The 18,580-nt window shown below is 69.4% G+C and carries 20 protein-coding genes; 12 read left to right on the top strand and 8 right to left on the bottom strand.

Annotated elements, in window-relative coordinates:
- Nucleotide 1 precedes the first annotated feature (1 nt).
- Nucleotides 2-1,015, bottom strand: coding sequence for a DUF368 domain-containing protein (locus ACV7JO_RS11270; RefSeq protein WP_470353511.1), 1,014 nt, complete (start codon nt 1,013-1,015; stop codon nt 2-4).
- A gap of 93 nt (nt 1,016-1,108) precedes the next feature.
- On the opposite strand from ACV7JO_RS11270, the gene ACV7JO_RS11265 reads away from it, so the two are divergent.
- The 4 genes from ACV7JO_RS11265 (at nt 1,109) to ACV7JO_RS11250 (ending at nt 5,250) form a co-directional block, all read left to right on the top strand.
- The gene (locus tag ACV7JO_RS11265; RefSeq protein ID WP_470353510.1) at nt 1,109-2,248 is read left to right on the top strand and encodes a M20 family metallopeptidase; all 1,140 of its coding nucleotides are present in this window, start codon (nt 1,109-1,111) and stop codon (nt 2,246-2,248) included.
- Nucleotides 2,249-2,390: 142 nt separating this feature from the next.
- Nucleotides 2,391-3,890 carry a carboxypeptidase M32 gene (locus ACV7JO_RS11260; RefSeq protein WP_470353509.1) on the top strand — a complete coding sequence of 500 codons (1,500 nt, stop codon included), beginning with the start codon at nt 2,391-2,393 and terminating at the stop codon, nt 3,888-3,890.
- A 98-nt stretch (nt 3,891-3,988) separates the two neighbouring features.
- Complete coding sequence (gene ubaA, locus ACV7JO_RS11255; RefSeq protein ID WP_470353508.1) at nt 3,989-4,801, top strand: SAMP-activating enzyme E1; 813 nt, start codon at nt 3,989-3,991, stop codon at nt 4,799-4,801.
- Between the two features lie 68 nt (nt 4,802-4,869).
- Nucleotides 4,870-5,250, top strand: coding sequence for a DUF5658 family protein (locus tag ACV7JO_RS11250; RefSeq protein ID WP_470353507.1), 381 nt, complete (start codon nt 4,870-4,872; stop codon nt 5,248-5,250).
- Here the strand turns inward: ACV7JO_RS11250 and ACV7JO_RS11245 are convergent, their stop codons facing one another.
- Nucleotides 5,251-6,162 carry an ABC transporter substrate-binding protein gene (locus ACV7JO_RS11245; RefSeq protein WP_470353506.1) on the bottom strand — a complete coding sequence of 304 codons (912 nt, stop codon included), beginning with the start codon at nt 6,160-6,162 and terminating at the stop codon, nt 5,251-5,253.
- Nucleotides 6,163-6,241: 79 nt separating this feature from the next.
- The gene (locus ACV7JO_RS11240; protein ID WP_470353505.1) at nt 6,242-6,805 is read right to left on the bottom strand and encodes a GNAT family N-acetyltransferase; all 564 of its coding nucleotides are present in this window, start codon (nt 6,803-6,805) and stop codon (nt 6,242-6,244) included.
- Nucleotides 6,806-6,911: 106 nt separating this feature from the next.
- Here ACV7JO_RS11240 and ACV7JO_RS11235 point away from each other — a divergent pair, with 106 nt between their 5' ends.
- The 4 genes from ACV7JO_RS11235 to ACV7JO_RS11220 all read left to right on the top strand — a co-directional run bounded on the left by ACV7JO_RS11235 (nt 6,912) and on the right by ACV7JO_RS11220 (nt 9,660).
- Nucleotides 6,912-7,409, top strand: a complete 498-nt coding sequence (locus ACV7JO_RS11235) for an RNA-binding protein (protein ID WP_470353504.1) — start codon at nt 6,912-6,914, stop codon at nt 7,407-7,409.
- Nucleotides 7,410-7,531: 122 nt separating this feature from the next.
- On the top strand, nt 7,532-7,888 hold the full coding sequence (locus tag ACV7JO_RS11230; RefSeq protein WP_470353503.1) for a cell division protein SepF: 357 nt from the start codon (nt 7,532-7,534) through the stop codon (nt 7,886-7,888).
- A gap of 63 nt (nt 7,889-7,951) precedes the next feature.
- Nucleotides 7,952-8,896 (top strand): ABC transporter ATP-binding protein, encoded by a 945-nt coding sequence (locus tag ACV7JO_RS11225; protein WP_470353502.1) that lies wholly within the window; start codon nt 7,952-7,954, stop codon nt 8,894-8,896.
- The gene (locus tag ACV7JO_RS11220; protein WP_470353501.1) at nt 8,893-9,660 is read left to right on the top strand and encodes an ABC transporter permease; all 768 of its coding nucleotides are present in this window, start codon (nt 8,893-8,895) and stop codon (nt 9,658-9,660) included. The genes ACV7JO_RS11225 and ACV7JO_RS11220 overlap by 4 nt, the downstream gene beginning before the upstream one ends.
- Nucleotides 9,661-9,879: 219 nt before the next feature.
- On the opposite strand, the gene ACV7JO_RS11215 is transcribed toward ACV7JO_RS11220, so the two are convergent.
- Both ACV7JO_RS11215 and ACV7JO_RS11210 read right to left on the bottom strand, forming a co-directional pair.
- On the bottom strand, nt 9,880-10,272 hold the full coding sequence (locus ACV7JO_RS11215) for a DUF5611 family protein (protein ID WP_470353500.1): 393 nt from the start codon (nt 10,270-10,272) through the stop codon (nt 9,880-9,882).
- 38 nt (nt 10,273-10,310) lie between these two features.
- On the bottom strand, nt 10,311-11,147 hold the full coding sequence (locus ACV7JO_RS11210; protein ID WP_470353499.1) for a DUF7093 family protein: 837 nt from the start codon (nt 11,145-11,147) through the stop codon (nt 10,311-10,313).
- Between the two features lie 132 nt (nt 11,148-11,279).
- Between ACV7JO_RS11210 and ACV7JO_RS11205 the strand changes: the two genes are divergently transcribed.
- From ACV7JO_RS11205 to ACV7JO_RS11195, 3 genes are all read left to right on the top strand, one after another.
- On the top strand, nt 11,280-12,518 hold the full coding sequence (locus tag ACV7JO_RS11205) for a PKD domain-containing protein (RefSeq protein WP_470353498.1): 1,239 nt from the start codon (nt 11,280-11,282) through the stop codon (nt 12,516-12,518).
- Nucleotides 12,519-12,644: 126 nt separating this feature from the next.
- Nucleotides 12,645-13,766 (top strand): PPC domain-containing protein, encoded by a 1,122-nt coding sequence (locus ACV7JO_RS11200; protein ID WP_470353497.1) that lies wholly within the window; start codon nt 12,645-12,647, stop codon nt 13,764-13,766.
- 243 nt (nt 13,767-14,009) lie between these two features.
- Nucleotides 14,010-14,303: a DUF6432 family protein gene (locus ACV7JO_RS11195; RefSeq protein ID WP_470353496.1), complete on the top strand. Its 294-nt coding sequence runs from the start codon at nt 14,010-14,012 to the stop codon at nt 14,301-14,303.
- Between the two features lie 29 nt (nt 14,304-14,332).
- On the opposite strand, the gene ACV7JO_RS11190 is transcribed toward ACV7JO_RS11195, so the two are convergent.
- Nucleotides 14,333-15,502: an MBL fold metallo-hydrolase gene (locus ACV7JO_RS11190; protein WP_470353495.1), complete on the bottom strand. Its 1,170-nt coding sequence runs from the start codon at nt 15,500-15,502 to the stop codon at nt 14,333-14,335.
- A 71-nt stretch (nt 15,503-15,573) separates the two neighbouring features.
- Between ACV7JO_RS11190 and ACV7JO_RS11185 the strand changes: the two genes are divergently transcribed.
- On the top strand, nt 15,574-16,176 hold the full coding sequence (locus tag ACV7JO_RS11185; protein ID WP_470353494.1) for a transcription antitermination protein: 603 nt from the start codon (nt 15,574-15,576) through the stop codon (nt 16,174-16,176).
- Between the two features lies 1 nt (nt 16,177).
- Here the strand turns inward: ACV7JO_RS11185 and ACV7JO_RS11180 are convergent, their stop codons facing one another.
- A complete protein-coding gene (locus ACV7JO_RS11180; protein WP_470353493.1) occupies nt 16,178-17,791 on the bottom strand; it encodes a hypothetical protein in 1,614 nt (537 codons plus the stop codon).
- Nucleotides 17,788-18,528 carry an ABC transporter ATP-binding protein gene (locus ACV7JO_RS11175; RefSeq protein WP_470353492.1) on the bottom strand — a complete coding sequence of 247 codons (741 nt, stop codon included), beginning with the start codon at nt 18,526-18,528 and terminating at the stop codon, nt 17,788-17,790. Before ACV7JO_RS11175 ends, ACV7JO_RS11180 begins: the two co-directional genes overlap by 4 nt.
- Nucleotides 18,529-18,580 lie beyond the last annotated feature (52 nt).

Below are 18,580 nucleotides of genomic sequence, written 5' to 3'. Positions count from 1 at the left end.
GCTACACCGCGTCGAGGTCGATGTCGACGGCGTACCAGTCCAGCAGGAAGACGACGACGGCACCGACCGCCGCGACGGCCGCGAACGCCCCGACGGTCGCGCCGTCCCACGTCACCGCGTACTCGGCCCCGTTGAGCGTCGCTACCGGCGCGCGCAGTGCCCCGAGGACGAGCGCGACGAGGAAGGCGTAGGTCACCGCGCGGTTGGCGTCCAGCGCCCGGCGGATGACCCGCGCGATGGTGAAGACGCCGACCAGCCCGCCGAGGACGAACGTCACGACGACGGTGCCGGCGTCGACGAGTCCGGCCGTCGACCCGCCGGTGACGAGGCCGACAAGCGATTCGAGGAAGGCGTTGAGCCGGTCGTACATGTAGACGTACTGGCCGATGACGACCAGCAGGAGCGACCCCGAGAGGCCGGGGAGTATCATCGCGCTGACCGCGATAGCGCCGGCGACGAAGACGACGAGCAGGCCCCCGCCGGCGAAGAGCGTGCCCTGTCCGGAGGCGACGAAGGCCACGACGAAGCCGGCGACGGCGGCGACGGCCTCGGCGCTCGTGTCGATGGCTATCTCCCGGAACAGGATGACCGCCGAGGCCCCGATGAGCCCGAAGAAGGCCCCGAACAGCAGGACCGGCGCGTGCTCGTTGGCGTACTCGACGAACTGCCCCACGGCGACGACGGCGGTGAGGACGCCGGTCACGAGGGCGACGAGGAACCAGCCGTCGAACTCGTCGACGACGGCGGCGGCCCGCCCGAGCGACGGCCCCTCGTCGAGCGGCGTCAGCGCGCGCAGGAACCGCAGGACGTGACCGGGCGTGATGGCGGTGATGGCGGCGATGAGCCGCGGGTAGATGCCGGCGATGAGCGCGATGGTACCGCCCGAGACCCCCGGGACGCCGTCGGCCGTGCCCATGAACAGGCCGACGACGAGCGCGCGTCCCCACTCCCGGACCGGCGGCACGGAGTCCGCGAGGCGGGCGTCCTCGGTGTCCCCCTCGGATGTCGTCGTCATTCGACTGTCAGTTGCGCCAACGGGGGTATGGCTCTTGTGGAGTCGGGCGCGCGAACGGCGGGCGTTGAAGTCACCGCCGGCCCACCGTCCGGTATGAACGTCGCAGCACTCACCCGCGAACTCGTCGCCGTCCCGAGCCACTGGGACGAGGACGACGGGATGGCCGACCACCCGGAGGCCGCGGCGGGCGACCTCGTCGCGTCGTGGCTGCGGGACAACACCGACGCCGCCGTGACCCGCGATGCACACGGCAACGTCCTCGCGCGCAAAGGGACGGGCGAGCGCTCGCTGGCCTTGGTGGGCCACCACGACGTAGTGCCGCCCGACGAGTCACAGGTCGACGGCGACGACTACGTCGTCGAGACGCACGAGGCCGACGCGGCCTCCCGACCCGGTGACGGCGACACCGAGCGGCGGCTCTACGGCCGCGGGACCGCCGACATGAAGGGGTGTCTCGCCGCGGCGATGCTCGCCTTCGCCGACGCGGACCCGGCCGGCGAACTCGTCTTCGCCTCCTTCGTCGGCGAGGAGCGGGGCGGACTGGGCTGTCAGGCGGCCATCGAGGACGGCTTCGCGCCGGACTACGCCGTCGTCGGCGAGGGGTCGACGGGCTACTCCGCCGGCGGCGTCACCGACGTGGCCGTCGCCCACAAGGGTCGGCGCGGGTCGACGCTGGTCGCCGAGGGCGCGGCCGCCCACGCCAGCGAACCGGCGGCGGGGGACAACGCCATCTACCGGGCGAGCGACGCCGTCGACGTGGTCCGGGACATCGAGTTCCCCGAGACGGCGGTGCTGGGCCACCCCCTCTCGGGGAGCCTCGCCGTCACCGAAATCGAGGGCGGGTCGGCGTGGAACGTCGTCCCGGAGCGCTGTACCGTCACCGTCGACGAGCGGACCGTGCCCGGGGAGCGCGCGCCGCTCTCGCGGGTCGAGTCCGTCGACGGCGTCTCGTGGCAAGTCGACCAAGACCTCCCGCCGATGGCCTGCGAGGACCCGGCGTTCGCCGACGCCGTGCTGGACGCCGCCGCCGGGGCACAGGCGGGAACGCCCGAGCAGGTCGTCAAGCCCCACGCGACCGACGCGGGCTGGCTGGCTGCCGCCGGGACTGATTGTGTCGTCGTCGGCGCGGCCGAACCCGGCGAGGCCCACACGGCGACCGAGAGCGTCTCGGTGCCGGTACTGGAGCGCTGTCGGTCGATATACCAGCGGGTCGCCGAGGCGTGGCCGGCGTGAGCCGTCACCGGCGGTCGCTCGGCGGCGGCCCACGGGCCACCGGACGGCCCCGCGTCCGGCACGCACACGAACCTTGTGCCGACCGACGGTCGGGCTTACCGGCGACACCGAGCATTTACGCCGGCCGCCCCAACGCCGTCACATGGCAACGACCGGCGCGGCGGAGTCGACCTACGAGCAGTTCCTCGACCACGTGAAGCGACTCCACTACCTCTCGGACGCCGGCGGCGTCCTCCAGTGGGACCAGCAGGTGATGATGCCCGAGGGGGGCACGCCCGCCCGGGCGAAGCAGTCCTCGGCCGTCTCGACGCTGCACCACGACCTACTGACCGACGACCGGGTGGGCGAGTGGCTCGACGACCTCGAAGCGGCCGACCTCGACGCCGAACAGGCCGCCGTCGTCCGCGAGGTCCGGCGCGACCACGAGCGGGCGACGCGGGTCCCCTCGGACCTCGTCGAGCGCATCTCCGAGGCCTCCTCGAACGCGCTCCCCGTCTGGGAGGAGGCCAAGGCCGAGGACGACTTCGGACTGTTCGAGGAGACGCTGGCGGAGATGGTCCAACTGCGCCGGGAGTACGCCGAGGCCATCGACCCCGACCGGGACCCCTACGCGGTGCTGTTCGAGGAGTACGAGCCGTATCTGGGCATCGACACCGCCGAGGACGTGCTGACGCGCCTGCGGGACGAACTGGTCCCGCTCGTCGACGACATCGCCGACAGCGACGTGACGCTCGCGGACCCCTTCGAGGGGACCTACGACGACGACACCCAGCACGCCCTCGTCGAGACGGCGCTGGACGAACTGGGCTACGACTGGGACCGCGGCCGCCTCGACACCGCTCCCCACCCCTTCTCGACGGGGACACAGTTCGACGCCCGCGTGACCACCCGGTTCACGCCCGACGACCCGCTTGACGCCGTCGGGTCGACGGTCCACGAGTTCGGCCACGCCACCTACACGCAGGGGCTCCCCCGCGAGCAGTACGGGACGCCGCTGGGGGACAGCCGCGACCTCTCGGTCCACGAGTCCCAGTCGCGCTTCTGGGAGAACCACGTCGGCCGCTCGCGGGCGTTCTGGGACTTCTTCGCCGACACCGCCAACGACCACCTCGGGACCGACGCGACGCCCCGCGAGTTCTACGAGGCCGCCAACCGCGTCTACGACGACAACCCCATCCGCGTCGAGGCGGACGAACTCACCTACCACATGCATATCGTCCTGCGCTTCGAGATAGAGCGTGACCTCATCCGGGGCGACCTCGACGTGGCGGAGGTCCCCGCCGTCTGGAACGAGAAGATGGACGAGTACCTCGGGATTCGACCCGACACCGACGCCGAGGGCTGTCTGCAGGACATCCACTGGACCAACGGCGCTATCGGCTACTTCCCGACCTACACGCTCGGGTCGGTGCTGGCCGCGCAACTCGACCACCACCTCCGGGCCGACCTCGGCGACGTGGACGCGCAGGTCCGGGCCGGCGAGTTCGACGCCGTCCACGACTGGCTGACCGACACCGTCCACCGCCACGGCGCGCGCTACGAGACCGACGACCTGATACGCGAGGCCACGGGCGAGTCGTTCACCGCCGACCACTTCCTCGACTACGCCGACGCGAAGTACCGCGACCTCTACGACTGCTGAGGCGAGCCGAGGGACAGCATCACCCGTGTCCGCCGGGGGTTGACGGCGACCTACTCGGGAACACGCCCCTTATCTCGCTGGCCGCCGAACGGCCGCGCATGCGCCCGGACCTCGACGCCGAACAGCTCGACCGCTACTCGCGGCACGTCATCATGGACGACGTGGGCCCCGAGGGACAGGCCGCGTTGCTCGACACCGACGTATTAGTCGTCGGGGCCGGCGGACTCGGCTCGCCGGTCCTCCAGTACCTCGCGGCCGCCGGAATCGGCCGGCTCGGCATCGTCGACGACGACGCCGTCGAGCGGTCGAACCTCCAGCGGCAGGTCGTCCACGCCGACGCCGACGTGGGCCGGCCGAAAGTCGAGAGCGCCCGCGAGTTCGTGACCGACCTGAACCCCGACGTGACCGTCGACGCCCGCGAGACGCGGCTGAGCCGGGCCAACGCCGCCGACCTCGTGGCCGACTACGACGTCGTCGTCGACGCCTCGGACAACTTCGCCACGCGCTTTCTGGTCAACGACGCCTGCACGCTCGCCGGCGTCCCGTTCTCTCACGGCGCGGTCTTCCGGTTCGAGGGGCAGGTGACGACCTTCGACGGGACGGGCCCGTGTTACCGCTGTCTGTTCCCGCAGGCCCCGCCCGAGGGGACCGTCCCCGACTGCGCGACGGCCGGCGTGCTGGGCGTGCTCCCGGGCACCATCGGCTGCATGCAGGCGACCGAAGTCGTCAAGCTCGCCACGGGCCACGGCGAGAGCCTCGTCGGCCGGCTGCTGGCCTACGACGCGTCGGCGATGACCGTCGACGAGGTGCCCGTCGCGCCGAACCCGGACTGCCCGGTCTGTGGCTCCGACCCGGCCATCGAGCGCGTCGCCGACGCCGCCTACGAGGGCCGGTGCGCCCTGACGGAGTGAGCAGGGACGTTCTCAGCGGCGATAACTCGGGGCCGAGATTTATGCGCCGCCGCGTGACAGCAGTCGGCATGGCCTCGCGTCGCCCGGCCCTCGCCGACGCCTTCGCGATGCGACTGGAGCGGCCCGGCTACGTCGAACTCGTCTTCTCACTGGTGTTGGTCTGGGGCTTTGGCGACGCCGTCTCGACGCTTTTCGCCGCGCGGTTCGCCGGCCACGCCGTCGAGGCGAACCCGTTGATTCGGGCGCTGCTGGCCCACGAGCCCATGCTGGTCGTCGCGCTGAAGATGGCCGTCGTCCTCTACGTCGGCGTTGTTTTGCTGGCGTGTCGCCGCGTCGTGGAGGCGGTGCCGTGGTGGCGTTGGTGGCTGTCGGGCGTCGTCGCCCTCGGGACCGCCGTCGTCCTCGGCAACACCTACGTCGGCCTGCGGGCTGCCGCGGCGATGGCCTGACTACGCCCGCACCGTCGGGAGTTCGACGGCGGCGTCCCGCGGCGGCGCGTCGAACAGGGCCGGGTGGACCAGCGCCGCCAGATACTCCAGCGTGTCGACCAGCCGCGGCCCCGAGCGGTTGACGTAGTGGTGCCCGTCGACGACGTAGGCCCGCCCCTCGCGGACGGCGGTCAGGTCGTCGAATCCCGGGCGGTCGGTCAGGTCCGCGAGGTTCTCGCGGGTCTGTGCCACGTCGAACCCGCAGGGCGCGGCCACCAGCACCTCGGGGTCGTACTCCACGACGGCGTCCCACTCGCGGGGCCGGGAGTGTGCGCCCGCGGCCTCCATGCCGTAGGTGCCGCCCGCCCGCTCGACCATCTCGGGCACCCAGTGGCCGGCGACCATCACGGGGTCGAGCCAGTCCAGCACGGCCACCCGCGGGGCGTCGGTCGCGCGGGCGGCGGTAGTCTCGACGGCCGCCACCCGCTCGCGCATGGCCGCCACGAGGTCCGCGGCCCGGCCGTCCCGGCCCAGCGCCGCGCCGACGCGGTGGACGGACTCGAAGAGGTCGTCGAGGCTGTGTACGTCGAGTGTCAGCACCTCGCAGTCCAGTTCGAGGTCGTCGACGGCCGCCGCCACCTGCACGCGGTCGACGGCGCACACGTCACAGACTCCCTGCGTGACGACGAGGTCGGGGTCAAGGTCCGCCAGCGTCGCGCGGTCGATAGCGTAGACGCCGTCGCCGTCCTCGGCGGCCGCGACCTGTTCGTTTATCTCGGCGCTCGTCGCCCCGGCGTCGACCCGCGAACGGTTGACCGCGGGCCGCTCGCGGGCCGCCGGTGGGTAGTCGCACTCGTGGGAGACGCCGACCGGCACGACGCCCAGCGCGTAGACGAGTTCCGTCGCCGAGGGCAGGAGTGTGACGACACGCATACCCGGGCTACGGCGCGGCGGGGCAAAAACCCGCCCGCTATCGCCTGTTGTCCCCACCCGTCCGCCGGGTTCGGCGCGACTACTCGCTCGCCGCGTCCGACGCGTTCGCCTCCGCCGTGTCCTCCGGGTCGAGGTCGCGGGCGTAGACAGCCTCGTCGTAGGCCTCGCCGCCGATGGTCACGGTCCCCGTGCCGGTCCGCTCGAACCCGCGGCGCTCGAAGAACTGCCGGCCGTCGTCGTTGGCCGCGAGGTCGAAGGCGGTCAGCCGCTCGACGCCGTGCTCGCGGAACCGGTCACACAGCCGCTCGTACAGCGCCGACCCGACGCCGAGGCCTTGGTGAGCCGGGTCGACGTACAGCCGGAGTATCGTCCCCTCCGGCCCGGTGGCGACCCCCTGTGCGAAGCCGACGACTACCTCGGCGCGCTCGGCTACGAACAGCAGCGCCTCGACGCCGAGGTCGCGGGCCGGCTGGCCGCCCGCCCACCCGTGGAGCGAACTGCCCAGCGGGTCGGCGTACCACTGTTCGACGGTCTCGTCGACCACTGCGGGGTCGAGTACGTCGTAGGTGTCGCGCCACGTCCGCTTGGCGACCCGGCGGATGGCCTCGGCGTCGTCGTCGAAGGCGGGTCTGACTCTGGTCACGGCTCTCCCGTACGGGCGTGTCCGGGTGCCACGGGGAGATAACGGTTTCCCCGAGCGCGGGCGGGAGTTCGTTACGCTTACCCGCTGTGGCCGCGGAGACGCGGCCATGGAAGTCAAGTCGCGCCACCACCTCCGCTCGGACGAGGTCGACGCCATCGCGACGGCGCTGGCCGACAACCTCGGCGTCGAGTTGGACGCCGACAGCTTCGAGAAAGTCGAGTTCGACGACAGCGACTGGGACGTCGTGCTGGTCGACGGGGAGCCGCTGGTGCTGTATCTCGACGACGAGGGCAACGCGGAGAAAGAGCCGTTTCTCACCGTACAGGGGGCCAACCGCTACCCGCCACAGAAACACGTCGTCACCGTCGACGCGGGCGCGGTGTCGTTCGTCTCCGACGGCGCGGACGTGATGCGGCCGGGCATCACCGACGCCGACGACGACATCGCCGCGGGCGACCTCGTGGTCATCAACGAGGAGTCCCACGGGAAGTTCCTCGCCGTGGGCCGCGCGAAGGCCGCCGGCGACGACATGGTCGGCGACAGCGGGAAGGTCGTCGAGTCGCTGCACCACGTCGGCGACGACTTGTTCGAGTTCAGCGTCTAGTCCCCGCACAGCCGCGTCTGAGCTACCGAGGCGCTGGAATTGGAATTCTTTCCACAAAATATGAAGTGAAGTAAAACGCGTCTGACGTAAGACCTAAACCGTCAGCGCACGCCCGAAGGGACATGGGATTGATGAGCAAGATTCTCGGCGATTCGGGACCGTCCCGACAGACCGAGGACTACGTCGAACTGGACGCCGGGGACATCGCCGTCGGCGCTGACGCGGAGCGGCAGGTCCGTATCGCCCGCATCAGCGACAAGCAGGACGTCATCGAAATCAAGGACGCCGTCTACGACGGCGACGTGGTCGTCGCCGACATCACCCGCCACTCCACGCAGGACCGGACGATGGAACACATCAGCGACGAACTCAAGCAGGTCGCAAACGAGGTCGGCGGCGACATCGTCCAGAAGGACGACGACCAACTCATCATCACGCCCAACGGGGTCGCCATCTCCCGCGAGCGGCTGGGTCGCTGACTCTTTCCGGCACAGTTCCGGCGCTTCAACGTGCTTTTCGGTGTCGGGGCGCTTGCAACGGTAATGACTGCACCGGCGATACGCGTCCGGAACCTCCACAAGCGCTACGGGGACGTACAGGCGCTGGACGGACTGGAACTGACCGTCGACAGCGGTGAGTTCTTCGGCCTGCTCGGCCCCAACGGCGCGGGCAAGACGACGGTCATCAACACCCTCGTCGGCCTCGTCCACAAGGACGACGGCGTCGCCGAGGTGTTTGGCTTCGACGTGGAAGACGACTACCGGGAGGCCCGCGACCGCATCGGCCTCGCGCCACAGGAGTTCAACGTCGACCGTTTCTTTCCCATCCGCGAGGTCCTCGAACACAAGGCGGGCTACCACGGCATCGCCAGCGACGAGGCCGAGCGCCGCGCCGAGGACGCGCTCAAGACCGTCGGCATCTGGGAGAAACGCGACACGCGCTTCGACTGGCTCTCGGGCGGGATGAAACGGCGGTTCATGCTCGCTCGGGCGCTGGTCTCGGACCCCGACCTGCTCATTCTGGACGAACCGACCGCCGGCGTCGACGTGCAACTGCGCCACGACCTCTGGGACATCATCGGCGACATGAACGACGCCGGGACGACCATCCTGCTGACGACCCACTACATCGAGGAGGCCGAGCGGCTCTGTGACCGCGTTGCCATCATGGACGACGGCCGCAAGGTCGAGGTGTCGACGCCCGACGAACTGATGTCCCGGGGCACCGACACCGTCGCCGTGGCACTGGCCGACCCGCCCCGGACCGCCCCGCGCCTCGACGTCGAGGGCGTGACCGACGTGAGCGTCACCGACGACGGCCTCAGCGTCACCGCCTCGGGCGGCAGCCAGACCGCGCCGGCGCTGGTCCGCGAACTGGAGCGGGCGGGCCACACCGTCACTTCGCTGGACATCCGCCGGGCCTCGCTGGAGGAGGTGTTCGTCGACATGACCCGCGACGAGCGCGAGTACGCGGAGGTGTCGGCGTGAGCACCGAGACCACGCAGTTGGCGACGCTCGTCCGCCGGGAGATCACCCGCTACGTCCGGCGGCCCTACAACACCTTCCTGCCGCCCATCATCACCAATTCGCTGTACTTCTCGGTGTTCGGCGTCATCCTCGGGAGTCGCATCGGCTCTATCGCCGGTGTGAGCTACATCCAGTTCGTCCTGCCGGGACTGGTCGTGCTGGGGGCCATCTCCGACGCCTTCGAGAACGCTTCCTTCTCCATCTTCCACGGCCGGTGGAACGAGTACATCCACGAGGTCGTCACCTCGCCGATGTCGAACCGCAACATGGTCGCCGCCTACGTGAGCGCCAGCGCGTTGCGGGGTGTCGTCACCGCCGTCCTCATCGTCGGTGTCGGACTGGTGTTCACCTCGGTCCCGCTGGCGCACCCGTTCTATCTGGTCGCGTTTCTGCTGGTCATCACCGTGCTGTTCGCCGGCCTCGGCGTCGTCGGCGGCCTGTGGGCCGACGACTTCGACTACCTGACCGTGATGAACCAGTTCATCCTCCGCCCGCTGGTGTTTTTCGGAGCCGTCTTCTACTCGCTCGACGTGCTTCCGCCGCTGTGGCGACAGGTCTCGCTGTTCAATCCCATGGTGTACATGGTCAACGGCGTCCGCTACGGCATGATCGGCGTCTCCGAAATCGACCCGAACGCGTCGCTGGCCGTCCTCTCGCTCGCGGCGGCGGCCGTCCTCGCCGTCGACTTCCTGCTTTTCAAGCGGGGCTACGGGCTGGTGGAGTGACGAACGGGGACGCGCCGAATGCCGGAAGGGGCCGCTCCGGCGGGCGGACAAACTATGACAGCGCGCCGCTGCGGCCGGAGCCGCGGGAGCGCAACCGCTCGGGTCCGGATACTTCTGTCGCCTCCGGCCGGGGCGTATGTGAACGTATGTCACGGAGGCATTTAGCGTTGGCGGGGGCGAACGCCAACGACGGAGAACGGAGCGCTTCGAGCGCTGTGGTCAGACGTTGTCGGGCTTGTCGGCGTCGTCCTCGACGGAACGTTTCATCGAGTCGCGGCGGGCCTTCGCGTCCCGGCCGGTCGCCTCCTGTAGGAAGTTGTTCTTCTTGGCGACGGCGTCCTCGGCGGCGTCGACGTGGCCCTCGGCGATGACCTCCTCGGCGGGGCGTTCGTCGATGTGCAGGGCCAGTTTGTCTTTCTTGCTCCCGTACTCGACGCGGCCGGCGACCACGCGCTCGAAGACGGGATTGTCCGGCTCGTCGACGACCAGCAGGTCGGTGTCGTCGTAGTCTTCGGTGTCGGTCACCGCGCCGAAGTACTCCTCGACGAAGGCCTCCATGTCCGGAACGCGGTCTTCGAGATGCTCGCCCCGGCGCATCTTGTACTCTCGCATGGGCGTGGTTTTGCGAGGGGGCGTCTTACCCTTTGCGTTCACTCGTCGGCGTCGTTGACGAGCGACCCCTTGTGACACTCCGGACAGAAGTCGCCCGCCCGCAGCGACGACGATTCGACCTCGGTGGTGAACCCGCACTCGGGACAGTAGAACTGCCCGTCCGGAACCGTCACGGCCGGCCCGCTCGCCGGTTCCACGTCGGGGTCGTCGCCGGTCCGGTCCGTCTCGGGTTCCCAGTCGTCCCCGTCGCCCGCCGGCTCCTCGGGCCACTCGCCGGGCTCTCGGTCCCGGGTCGATGGCTCCTCGGCTGCCCCATCGATGATGACGCCGTCGTCCTCGTCGGCCTCGGATTCCCCGACCGGTCCGTCCCCCTCCGCGTCGGGAACCGCGACATCCGTCGTCGGGTCGTCGAGTTCGTCGTCGCCGCCCGCGACGGCGTCGTCGTCCATTATCTCCGCGTCCTCCGACGCCGGGTCGGCGGCCTCGGTGCCGCCGGCCGGCTCCGCGTCGCCGACAGACTCGGAGACGGTCGCCTCGTCGTCACCGTCGCTCCCGCCGGCCCCGCTCAACTCGCTTTCGCTCCCCGCGTCGGTCGGTTCGTCCGCCGCCTCCGTCCCCGTTTCGTCGGCTTCCGGCGCGGCGTCGCCCCCCTCCACCACGTCACCCTGTTCGTCGATGACGTCGGCGGCGATGTCCGAGGGCGTCTCGATTGCGGTCACCTCCTTGTTCTCGGAGACGATGCGCTGCTCGCCGCACCGCTCGCAGGTCTCCCGTTCCTGAATGGTGATTACGACTTCGCTGCCCTGCTCTTCCCGCTCGCGCTCGACGGTGGTCTCGCCCCACGCGTGCCCGAGGACGGAACATTTGAGACCCATTGCGTGAAATTGCCACCCTGTAGTACTTAAACCCTGTCCGTCGTCCCCTCCGCCCGCCGGCTCACCACGCCACATTCAATTCTCGTATAGGATTGTGAAATTTTATAGGGCAGTCGGCCACCACACCCTCTCGTGCGCTGGCCGCTCGCTATCGCGTTCGTCGTACTGGTCGTCGCTGCCGCGGGAACAGCGACGGCGGCGGCCAACGACCCGCCGCTGGCGGACGCGGGGCTCGACCAGACCGTCGAACGCGGCGCGACCGTCTACCTCGACGCCAACGGGTCGATGGACCCCGACGGAACTCTCAGTAGCGTGGCGTGGAACGTCGAAGCGCCGGACGGAACCACGATGACGCCGGCCTGTAGCTCTTGCCGACAGACCTCTTTCGACCCCTCGACGACCGGCCGGTACAACGTCACGCTGTCCGTCACCGACGACGACGGCGCGACGCGCTCGGACACGCTGTTCGTCCGCGTACGACCGCCCTCGGGGCCACAGGTCACGCTCACCGGCCCCTCGGTGACGGTCGTCGGCAGTTCGACGCCGCTGACGGCGGACGTAACCGCGGGGAACCACTCCCTGCGGACGCTCTCGCTGGTGGTTGACGGCGACAGCGTCGCCCGGCGGTCGCTGACGGGCAACGACAGCACCGCGACCTTCTCCCGGTCGTTCGCCGAGACCGGCAACGTCTCTGTGCGCGCAGTCGCCTACGACGTTACCGGGCACCGGGCGACGGCGAGTCACCGGATACAGGTCGGTGAGGTTGTCAGTATTGGTGGTGGAGGGAGTAGCGGTGGCGGCGGCAGCAGTGGCGGTGGCGGCGGCAGCGGTAGTGACTGCAATCCGTTCGCGGGTAACTGTCTGACTGACGCCACCGTTACCAACGTTGCCACCGGGAGCCAGACGATAGTTGACGGCAACGGCGACGGCGAAATCACGCTGTACTTGCAGGGTCCACAATACGATGGTGGGTCCGCTAGGGTGACCGCCAACGATGTCGTGGACGACATGAGCGAGTTCCAAGGAGCGGGACCCGGGTACGCGAAGAGTAGTCTCACAACTGCCGTCGAAGAAAACCATCAGACTGACCAGAGTAGTAGCGATGACGGCGGTGACAGTGATAGCGCCAGCTATAATGATGGTGATAGCGGCGGAGGTGACAGTTCGGAGAGTGGCAACGGTGGCGATGACGGCGGGGACGACGATGGCGGTGGTATCACCTACGGTGGGTCGACGGGTGGCGATGGCGGAGCGAGCTTCGGTATCGGCGGTGGCGGCGGAACCACTGCTGGTGGGGGCGACTCCGGAGGCTCAGACGATTCCGGAGATAGTGGTGTCTCCGATGGATACGGGCGGGGCAACCTCTACTAACGGGGGCATGCTCGTTCACCACCTCATCTCGTTTCGTGTTCACTCTAGCTCGCTCGTCTGCCGCAGATTTATAATTCCGAACAAATAGTGTGTAAATAGAACTGGAGACACAATTGATACAGTAGGATGCTATCGACACTTCCCTTCCCTTCCCGGGACACGATTCTCACGGTGCTCACCGCGCTACTACTGCTCTCTGCCGGCTGCGCCGGTTTAGATACCGATGAGCGCGACGTGAACAGTCCAACCCCTACGAGCGATGGTGTGAGCACGGATATGCCGACTCCAACGCCTGAATCGGACGCCGTTGATCTGCGTCAGGTGGAGATTGAGGGGTCGGGAGCTTACTACAACGACATCATCAACGGAGAACTGGACGGCGGGGACCCGAAAACTGATGGCCGCTACTACGAGCCAGTTCAGTTCACGGCCGAAGCCGGGACGACGATGAATCTCTCCATGCGCTCTCCCAGCGGCGACCCCGAGATACGACTCGAAGCCCCCAATGGAAGCCTCATTGACAGCAACGACGACGGGGGAAACGACAACGCTGCCCAGCTAGAAGAGGTCACCCTACCCGAGACGGGACAGTACACTATCATCACTACCTCCGCGGGTGAGCGAGAGGAGTTTATCTACTTCCTTGAACTCGTGGAAGTACCTCCAGAAGTAGGGTGGTTCAGCGGTGACCCAGACAACTGGAACGAGACGGAACGATACGCGGAGTTTGCCCACGACTACACCTCTACGGCCAATGATACTAACAACTATACTTATATGGAGGACTATCAGTTGGCAAATCCCGAGCAGGACTACATCGTCGTCACCCACCTCCTGACTAACGAGACGGAGAAACCTCTGAGGATATATTCATCTATCCAACTCGCGTACACCAACCTCTACGAGGGGTACGTGAGGCCTGAAAACATGCCGGCAAACGAATCGTGGGTTCCGGAGCGGGTGTATGTCCGCGCTGTGAACGAACAGGGCGAACTCTACAAAGTCAACTACATTACCCTCCAAGCAGCCAAAGACTACTCGGCCACCGAAGACTCGTGGCAGTATTTCAAGCGGTACATCGTCACGACCAAATGGGCGCCGGCTTCGGGCGACACGTATGTTGCGGGAGCAGACAACTCCACGTCGTCAGGCCTTGACGTGTACTCGGGTATCGACCGGGACGGTGAGATAAACATCCCTCCGAGCGATCGGGTGGAGAATACGAGTGTGAACCCTGCACCGGAGTAGACCGAGAGTATCACGGTACGGAGGGACTATCCACGTCAGCTAGTGCGGTAATGTGCTTCCCCGGAGACGATGACTAAGTCTCGTTCAAGACCATCGCATCGTCTACCGATTCAGATAGTGTGGACGGTCTCGGGGGTCCGCCCAGCGAGCGCGCCAAGATAGGGACATCGTTCCCATTGCTCCTGTAGATTCGGCTTCCACGTGAGGGATAGAGACAAGAGTCAGCCGACAGTAGGGGTGCGTATGAGAGCGAAGCCGGCGTATCGCGACCGCGACGAGACGGAGGTCGCGGTGCTCGACGCTCTGGCGGACCGCCACGAGGAGGGGATGACGGTGTTCGAGATACGGTCGCGGGCGGACGTGGACATCGACACACTAGAGGAGGCGCTGGCGGCGCTCAAGGCGGACGACCTCATCGAAGTCGACGAGAACGACCAGCGGACGGTCATCCGGCCCGACGAGGACGTGGTGGGGACGCCAACGCCGGACGAGGAGCGGTCGCTGTTGGAGGAGCTACGGCGGCGGTTCCCGCTGTAGGGCACCCAGTGGTCGACGGACTGCTCACGTCAGTCGTCGGCGTGTACCGCGCAGTTGTTCGGCCCGAGTTCGAGTTCGAACGCCGTCTCGTCGTCGCCGGTGGCGGTCCCGAGGTTGCGGGCGACGATGCGCTCGAAGTTGGCCGGTCGGGGCGGCACGTCGGCACAGACGAACTCGACGAACTCGTCGCGGCCCATCCCGAAGACGGCGAGGCGCTCGCGCAGGTCGCCGAGCGCGGCGGTGTACGTGCCATCGTCGGGCGTCGTGCCGGGGCTGTAGTGGCCGGGGGCGACCAGCGTCGCGGCCGGGAGAGCGGCGAGGCGCTCGGTTAGGGTCTCGTACAGCGTCGCCGCGAGGGCCGGTGCGCCCTCGTCGCCGGCTTCGAGGTCGGGGCGGGCGATGCTCTCCAGAAAGAGACTGTCGCCCGCGAGCAGGCAGTCGCCGACGCGGAAGCCGGTCATTCCGGTCGTGTGGCCGGGCAGCGGGAGCGAGCGGAGTTCGGCGTCGCCGACCCGTAGACTCTCGCCGTCGGCGAGTTCGGTGACCGGGACGGCGACGCCGCGGTCGGCAGCCCGGGCGGGCAGGACGGGTTCGACGCCGTCCTCGGCGAGGCGCTGGCGGGCGCTGACGTGGTCGGCGTGGACGTGCGTGTCGACGGCGTAGCGCAGCGTCGCGCCGCGGTCGGCGGCGTCGGCACGGTAGCGGTCGACGAAGGCCAGTAGGGGGTCGACGACGGCAGCTTCGCCGCCATCGACGACGAGGTAGCCGAGACAGCCCGACGCCGGCCGGCGGTACTGGACGACGGTCGCGGCCTCGCAGGGGAGTTCGCGACCCTCGTAGTGGCGCGCCCATCCGTCCATCCCGCCCGCGAGGTTCCGGGCGTCGTGGCCGTGTTCGGTCAGCAGGCCGGCGACGAAAGCGCTGGCCGCGCCGCGGGCGCAGACGACCGTGATGGGGCCGTCGCCGGCGACGGCGTCGACCAGCGGGTCGACCTCGCCGGTGACTTTCGCCTGCAGGAACTTCGTGAACGGGAGTTGTGTCGCCGTGACCGACGGCCCGTCGACGTGCCACTGCTCGAACTCGTCGCGGTCGCGGACGTCGAGGACACGGACGGGGTCGCCGGCATCCAGCCGCGACTGGAGCCGCGCGGCCGAGACGGTCGGCGGTTCGGTCGGGGGGTCGGGGTACGTGTCGGCCATAGCGACGCTAGGCGCTGGGGACCGATAAAGCGGCCGGGGGTTCTAAGCCGACGACGGACTCAGTCACTGGTATGGACGCTGGAGAGACCGTCGACGCCGTCCGTGAGGCGACCGCGACCGAACTGTCCCGGCTGGGGTCGGACAAGGCGCTCGTCGCGGCGACCGGCGCGAATCTGGAGGCCGACGCGGTGCTGGACGCGGCGGCGACGCGGGAGCGACACGCGGCGACCGCGCTCGGCGAGTGGACGACGACGGCCGACGGCCCCGTCGGCGAGGCGTTCCGGGCGGCGGCCGAGGCCGCCGACGACCGCGCCGACAGTATCGACGGGACGGCCGGCGAGGCCGACGCGTTCGGTGACCACCTCGGTCGCGTCACCGGGACTGCCGAGCGGGTCGGCGCGGGGCTGGTCGCCGCGCCGCTGTTGGCCGACCGCTTCTACCTGCAGGTGGTGAACTTCTTCGTCAACGAGGCCGACGAGGCCCGGGCCGAACAGTTCCGCGAACTGCGGACGGCGGCCGGCGACGCGACCCGGGGCGAGCGGGCGTTGGACGCGCTGGACGAGGCCGAACGCGGCCGTGCCCACGACGGGGCGGTCGGTTCCATCGGCGTCGCCTACGACGCCTACGCCGAGACGCTCGAAGCGATGGGGCTGGACCCCAAGCCGGTCTGCTGACTCACTCGAGGCGGTAGGTGCCGACCCGGTTGGCCGCGTAGAGGAAGCCGGCGGTCCCACTGACGGCGGCCAGCAGCGCCGTGACCGCCAGCCCGCCGGTGAGTACCAACGTCCCGGCGACCGGCAAGACGGCGGGCCAGTGGACGACCAGCGCGACGGCCACGGCGGCGGGGGCGACGGTGGCCCCGAGGACGAGCGCGTAGCCGCCGAAGGCCCATCCGCTCGGGACGACCACCTCGCGGCCCTGTACCGACGAGGACTCGAACTTCGGGAAGACGACGCCGAGGCCGGCGGCGGTCGCCGGCGCGCTCAATGTCCCGACCAGCCCGGTCCCGAGGGCAGCGGCGACGACGGCCGGCGGGAGACCGGCCGCCACGCCGAGGCCGACGACCAGCGCCGTCGTCACGACCGCGCCCGGGAGTACGCTGGCGAGGACGAGCCCCGCGACGAAGGCCCGGCCGGAGACAGCCGCGGTCAGCGTCGTCGGCAGGACGGCCTCCTCGCCGCCCAGCGGGTTCAGCGAAAAGGCCGCGCCGAAAGCCGCGGCGCTGGCGATGCCGACCGTCAGCGGGAGCGTCGGCGGTATCCGCCCCTGCAACAGGACGGTCTGGAACTGATAGACGAGAAAGAAGAAGGGGACGATGGCGAACTGGACGGCTATCGGGGCGCGTTTCGCGCGGAGCCACGACTTCTGTGCGACCGCGCGGGTCGCCGGCGGGACCCGTCCCTCCAGCAGGCGGTCCGAGAGTGTCCGCTCGTCGGCGTCGTACTCGTGGTCGGGCTGGACCGGGTCGGCGTACCAGACGCGCTCGGCCAGCCCGAGACAGGCGACACAGAGCGTCGGGACCGCGAGCAGGAGCGCCGCGACGGCCGACACGGCGGCGACGGGGTCGCCCGGGAGTCCGGGGACCACCACGAAGACCGGGTCGGCGACCCACGCGAGCGGCGACGCCGTCACGGCCTGCAGGAGGGCACGCTGAGCCGGGTCGACGACGGTCAGAGCGACCCAGCCGACCGGAAACGAGAGCGAGGCCAGCGCGCCGACGGTCGCGCGGTGGCGGGCCACGAACGCCGACCGGGCGGCGACCAGTTTCGCCACCAGCCCCAGCGCGTAGCCCAGCAACGTCCCGACGAGCGCGAGCACGACTGCGAGCACGAACACGAGCAGGCCGGCGACCGGGTCCCCAGTGCCGCCGGCGACGCCGACGGCGAACGCGACCAGCGGAAACCCGAGCGCGACGAGGACGCGGGCGGCCTCCGCGACGACCAGTCCGGCGAGGACGTCCTCGTAGGGGAGCGTCGTCAGCAGGCCGTCCCGACCGTCCGGTTCCCCGGTCGTCTTGACGGAGCGCTGGAGCGTGACGAGCGTGACGAGTGCCAGTAGCGCGACGGTCCCGCCCGTCAGCACGAACCGGGCGGTGTCGGGGTCGCTTCCGACGAGCGCATCGGCACCGAAGAAGGCGGCCGCGCCGAAGCCCAGCCCGTACAGCGCGACGGCGAGCCCGCCGCAGGCGAGGATGAGGAGCCCGCGGGCGCTCGACAGGAGCTTGCGCCACGTCCGCAACAGCTCTGTCCGGGCCAGCAGGGCCGCCCGGCCGGGCCGCGGCGCGTTCATTGTTCGCCCGCTCGCTCGCTCGTCACTTCGAGGAAGACGTCCTCGAGGGTGCTGCCAGCCGCGGCGCGGTCGGTCAGGTCGGCGGGCGCGCCCGAGGCGACGAGGTCGCCGTCGTAGAGGACGCCGACGGTGTCGGCCAGTTCCTCGACGACCGGGAGGATGTGCGTCGAGAGGAAGACGGTCGTGTCGGCGGCGGCCACCTCGCCGATGGTGTCACGGACCGTCCGGGCCGCCCGCGGGTCGAGGCCGCTGGTTGGCTCGTCGAGGAAGAGCACGTCCGGTTCGTGCAACAGCGCTTGGACGAGCCCGAGTTTCTGTTTCATCCCCTTCGAGTACGTGGCGACGCGCTTGTCGGCGTCGGCGGCGAGGGTGAACCGCTCCAGCAGCGACTCGACGCGGTCCCAGTCCTCGTGCCCCCGAAGGCCGGCGACGTACTCCAGTTGCTCGCGGCCGGTCAGTTCCTCGTACAGCGGCGGCTCCTCGGGGAGGAAGCCGATGTGGTCGACGACGCTGGCGCGGTCGGCGACCGAGTGACCGGCGACGCGGGCGCTCCCGGCGGTCGGCTCGGTCAGCGTCGTCAGGACGCGGATGGTGGAGGTCTTGCCGGCCCCGTTCGGGCCGAGAAAGCCGAAGACGCTGCCGCGCGGGACCGTCAGGTCGAGTTCCGAGACGGCGACGGCGTCGCCGTAGCGCTTCGTCAGCCCGTCGGTGACGATGGCGGGGGAGGGCGGGCACATGACAGCATGGCGGGCGAGGACCCCAATAGGCCTTCCTGTTTCCTGAGAGACA

The sequence above is a fragment of the Haloarcula sp. MBLA0138 genome (genome assembly GCF_055632455.1).
The sequence above is the reverse complement of the archived record's forward strand: the minus strand, read 5'-3'. Positions and strand labels throughout refer to the sequence as shown.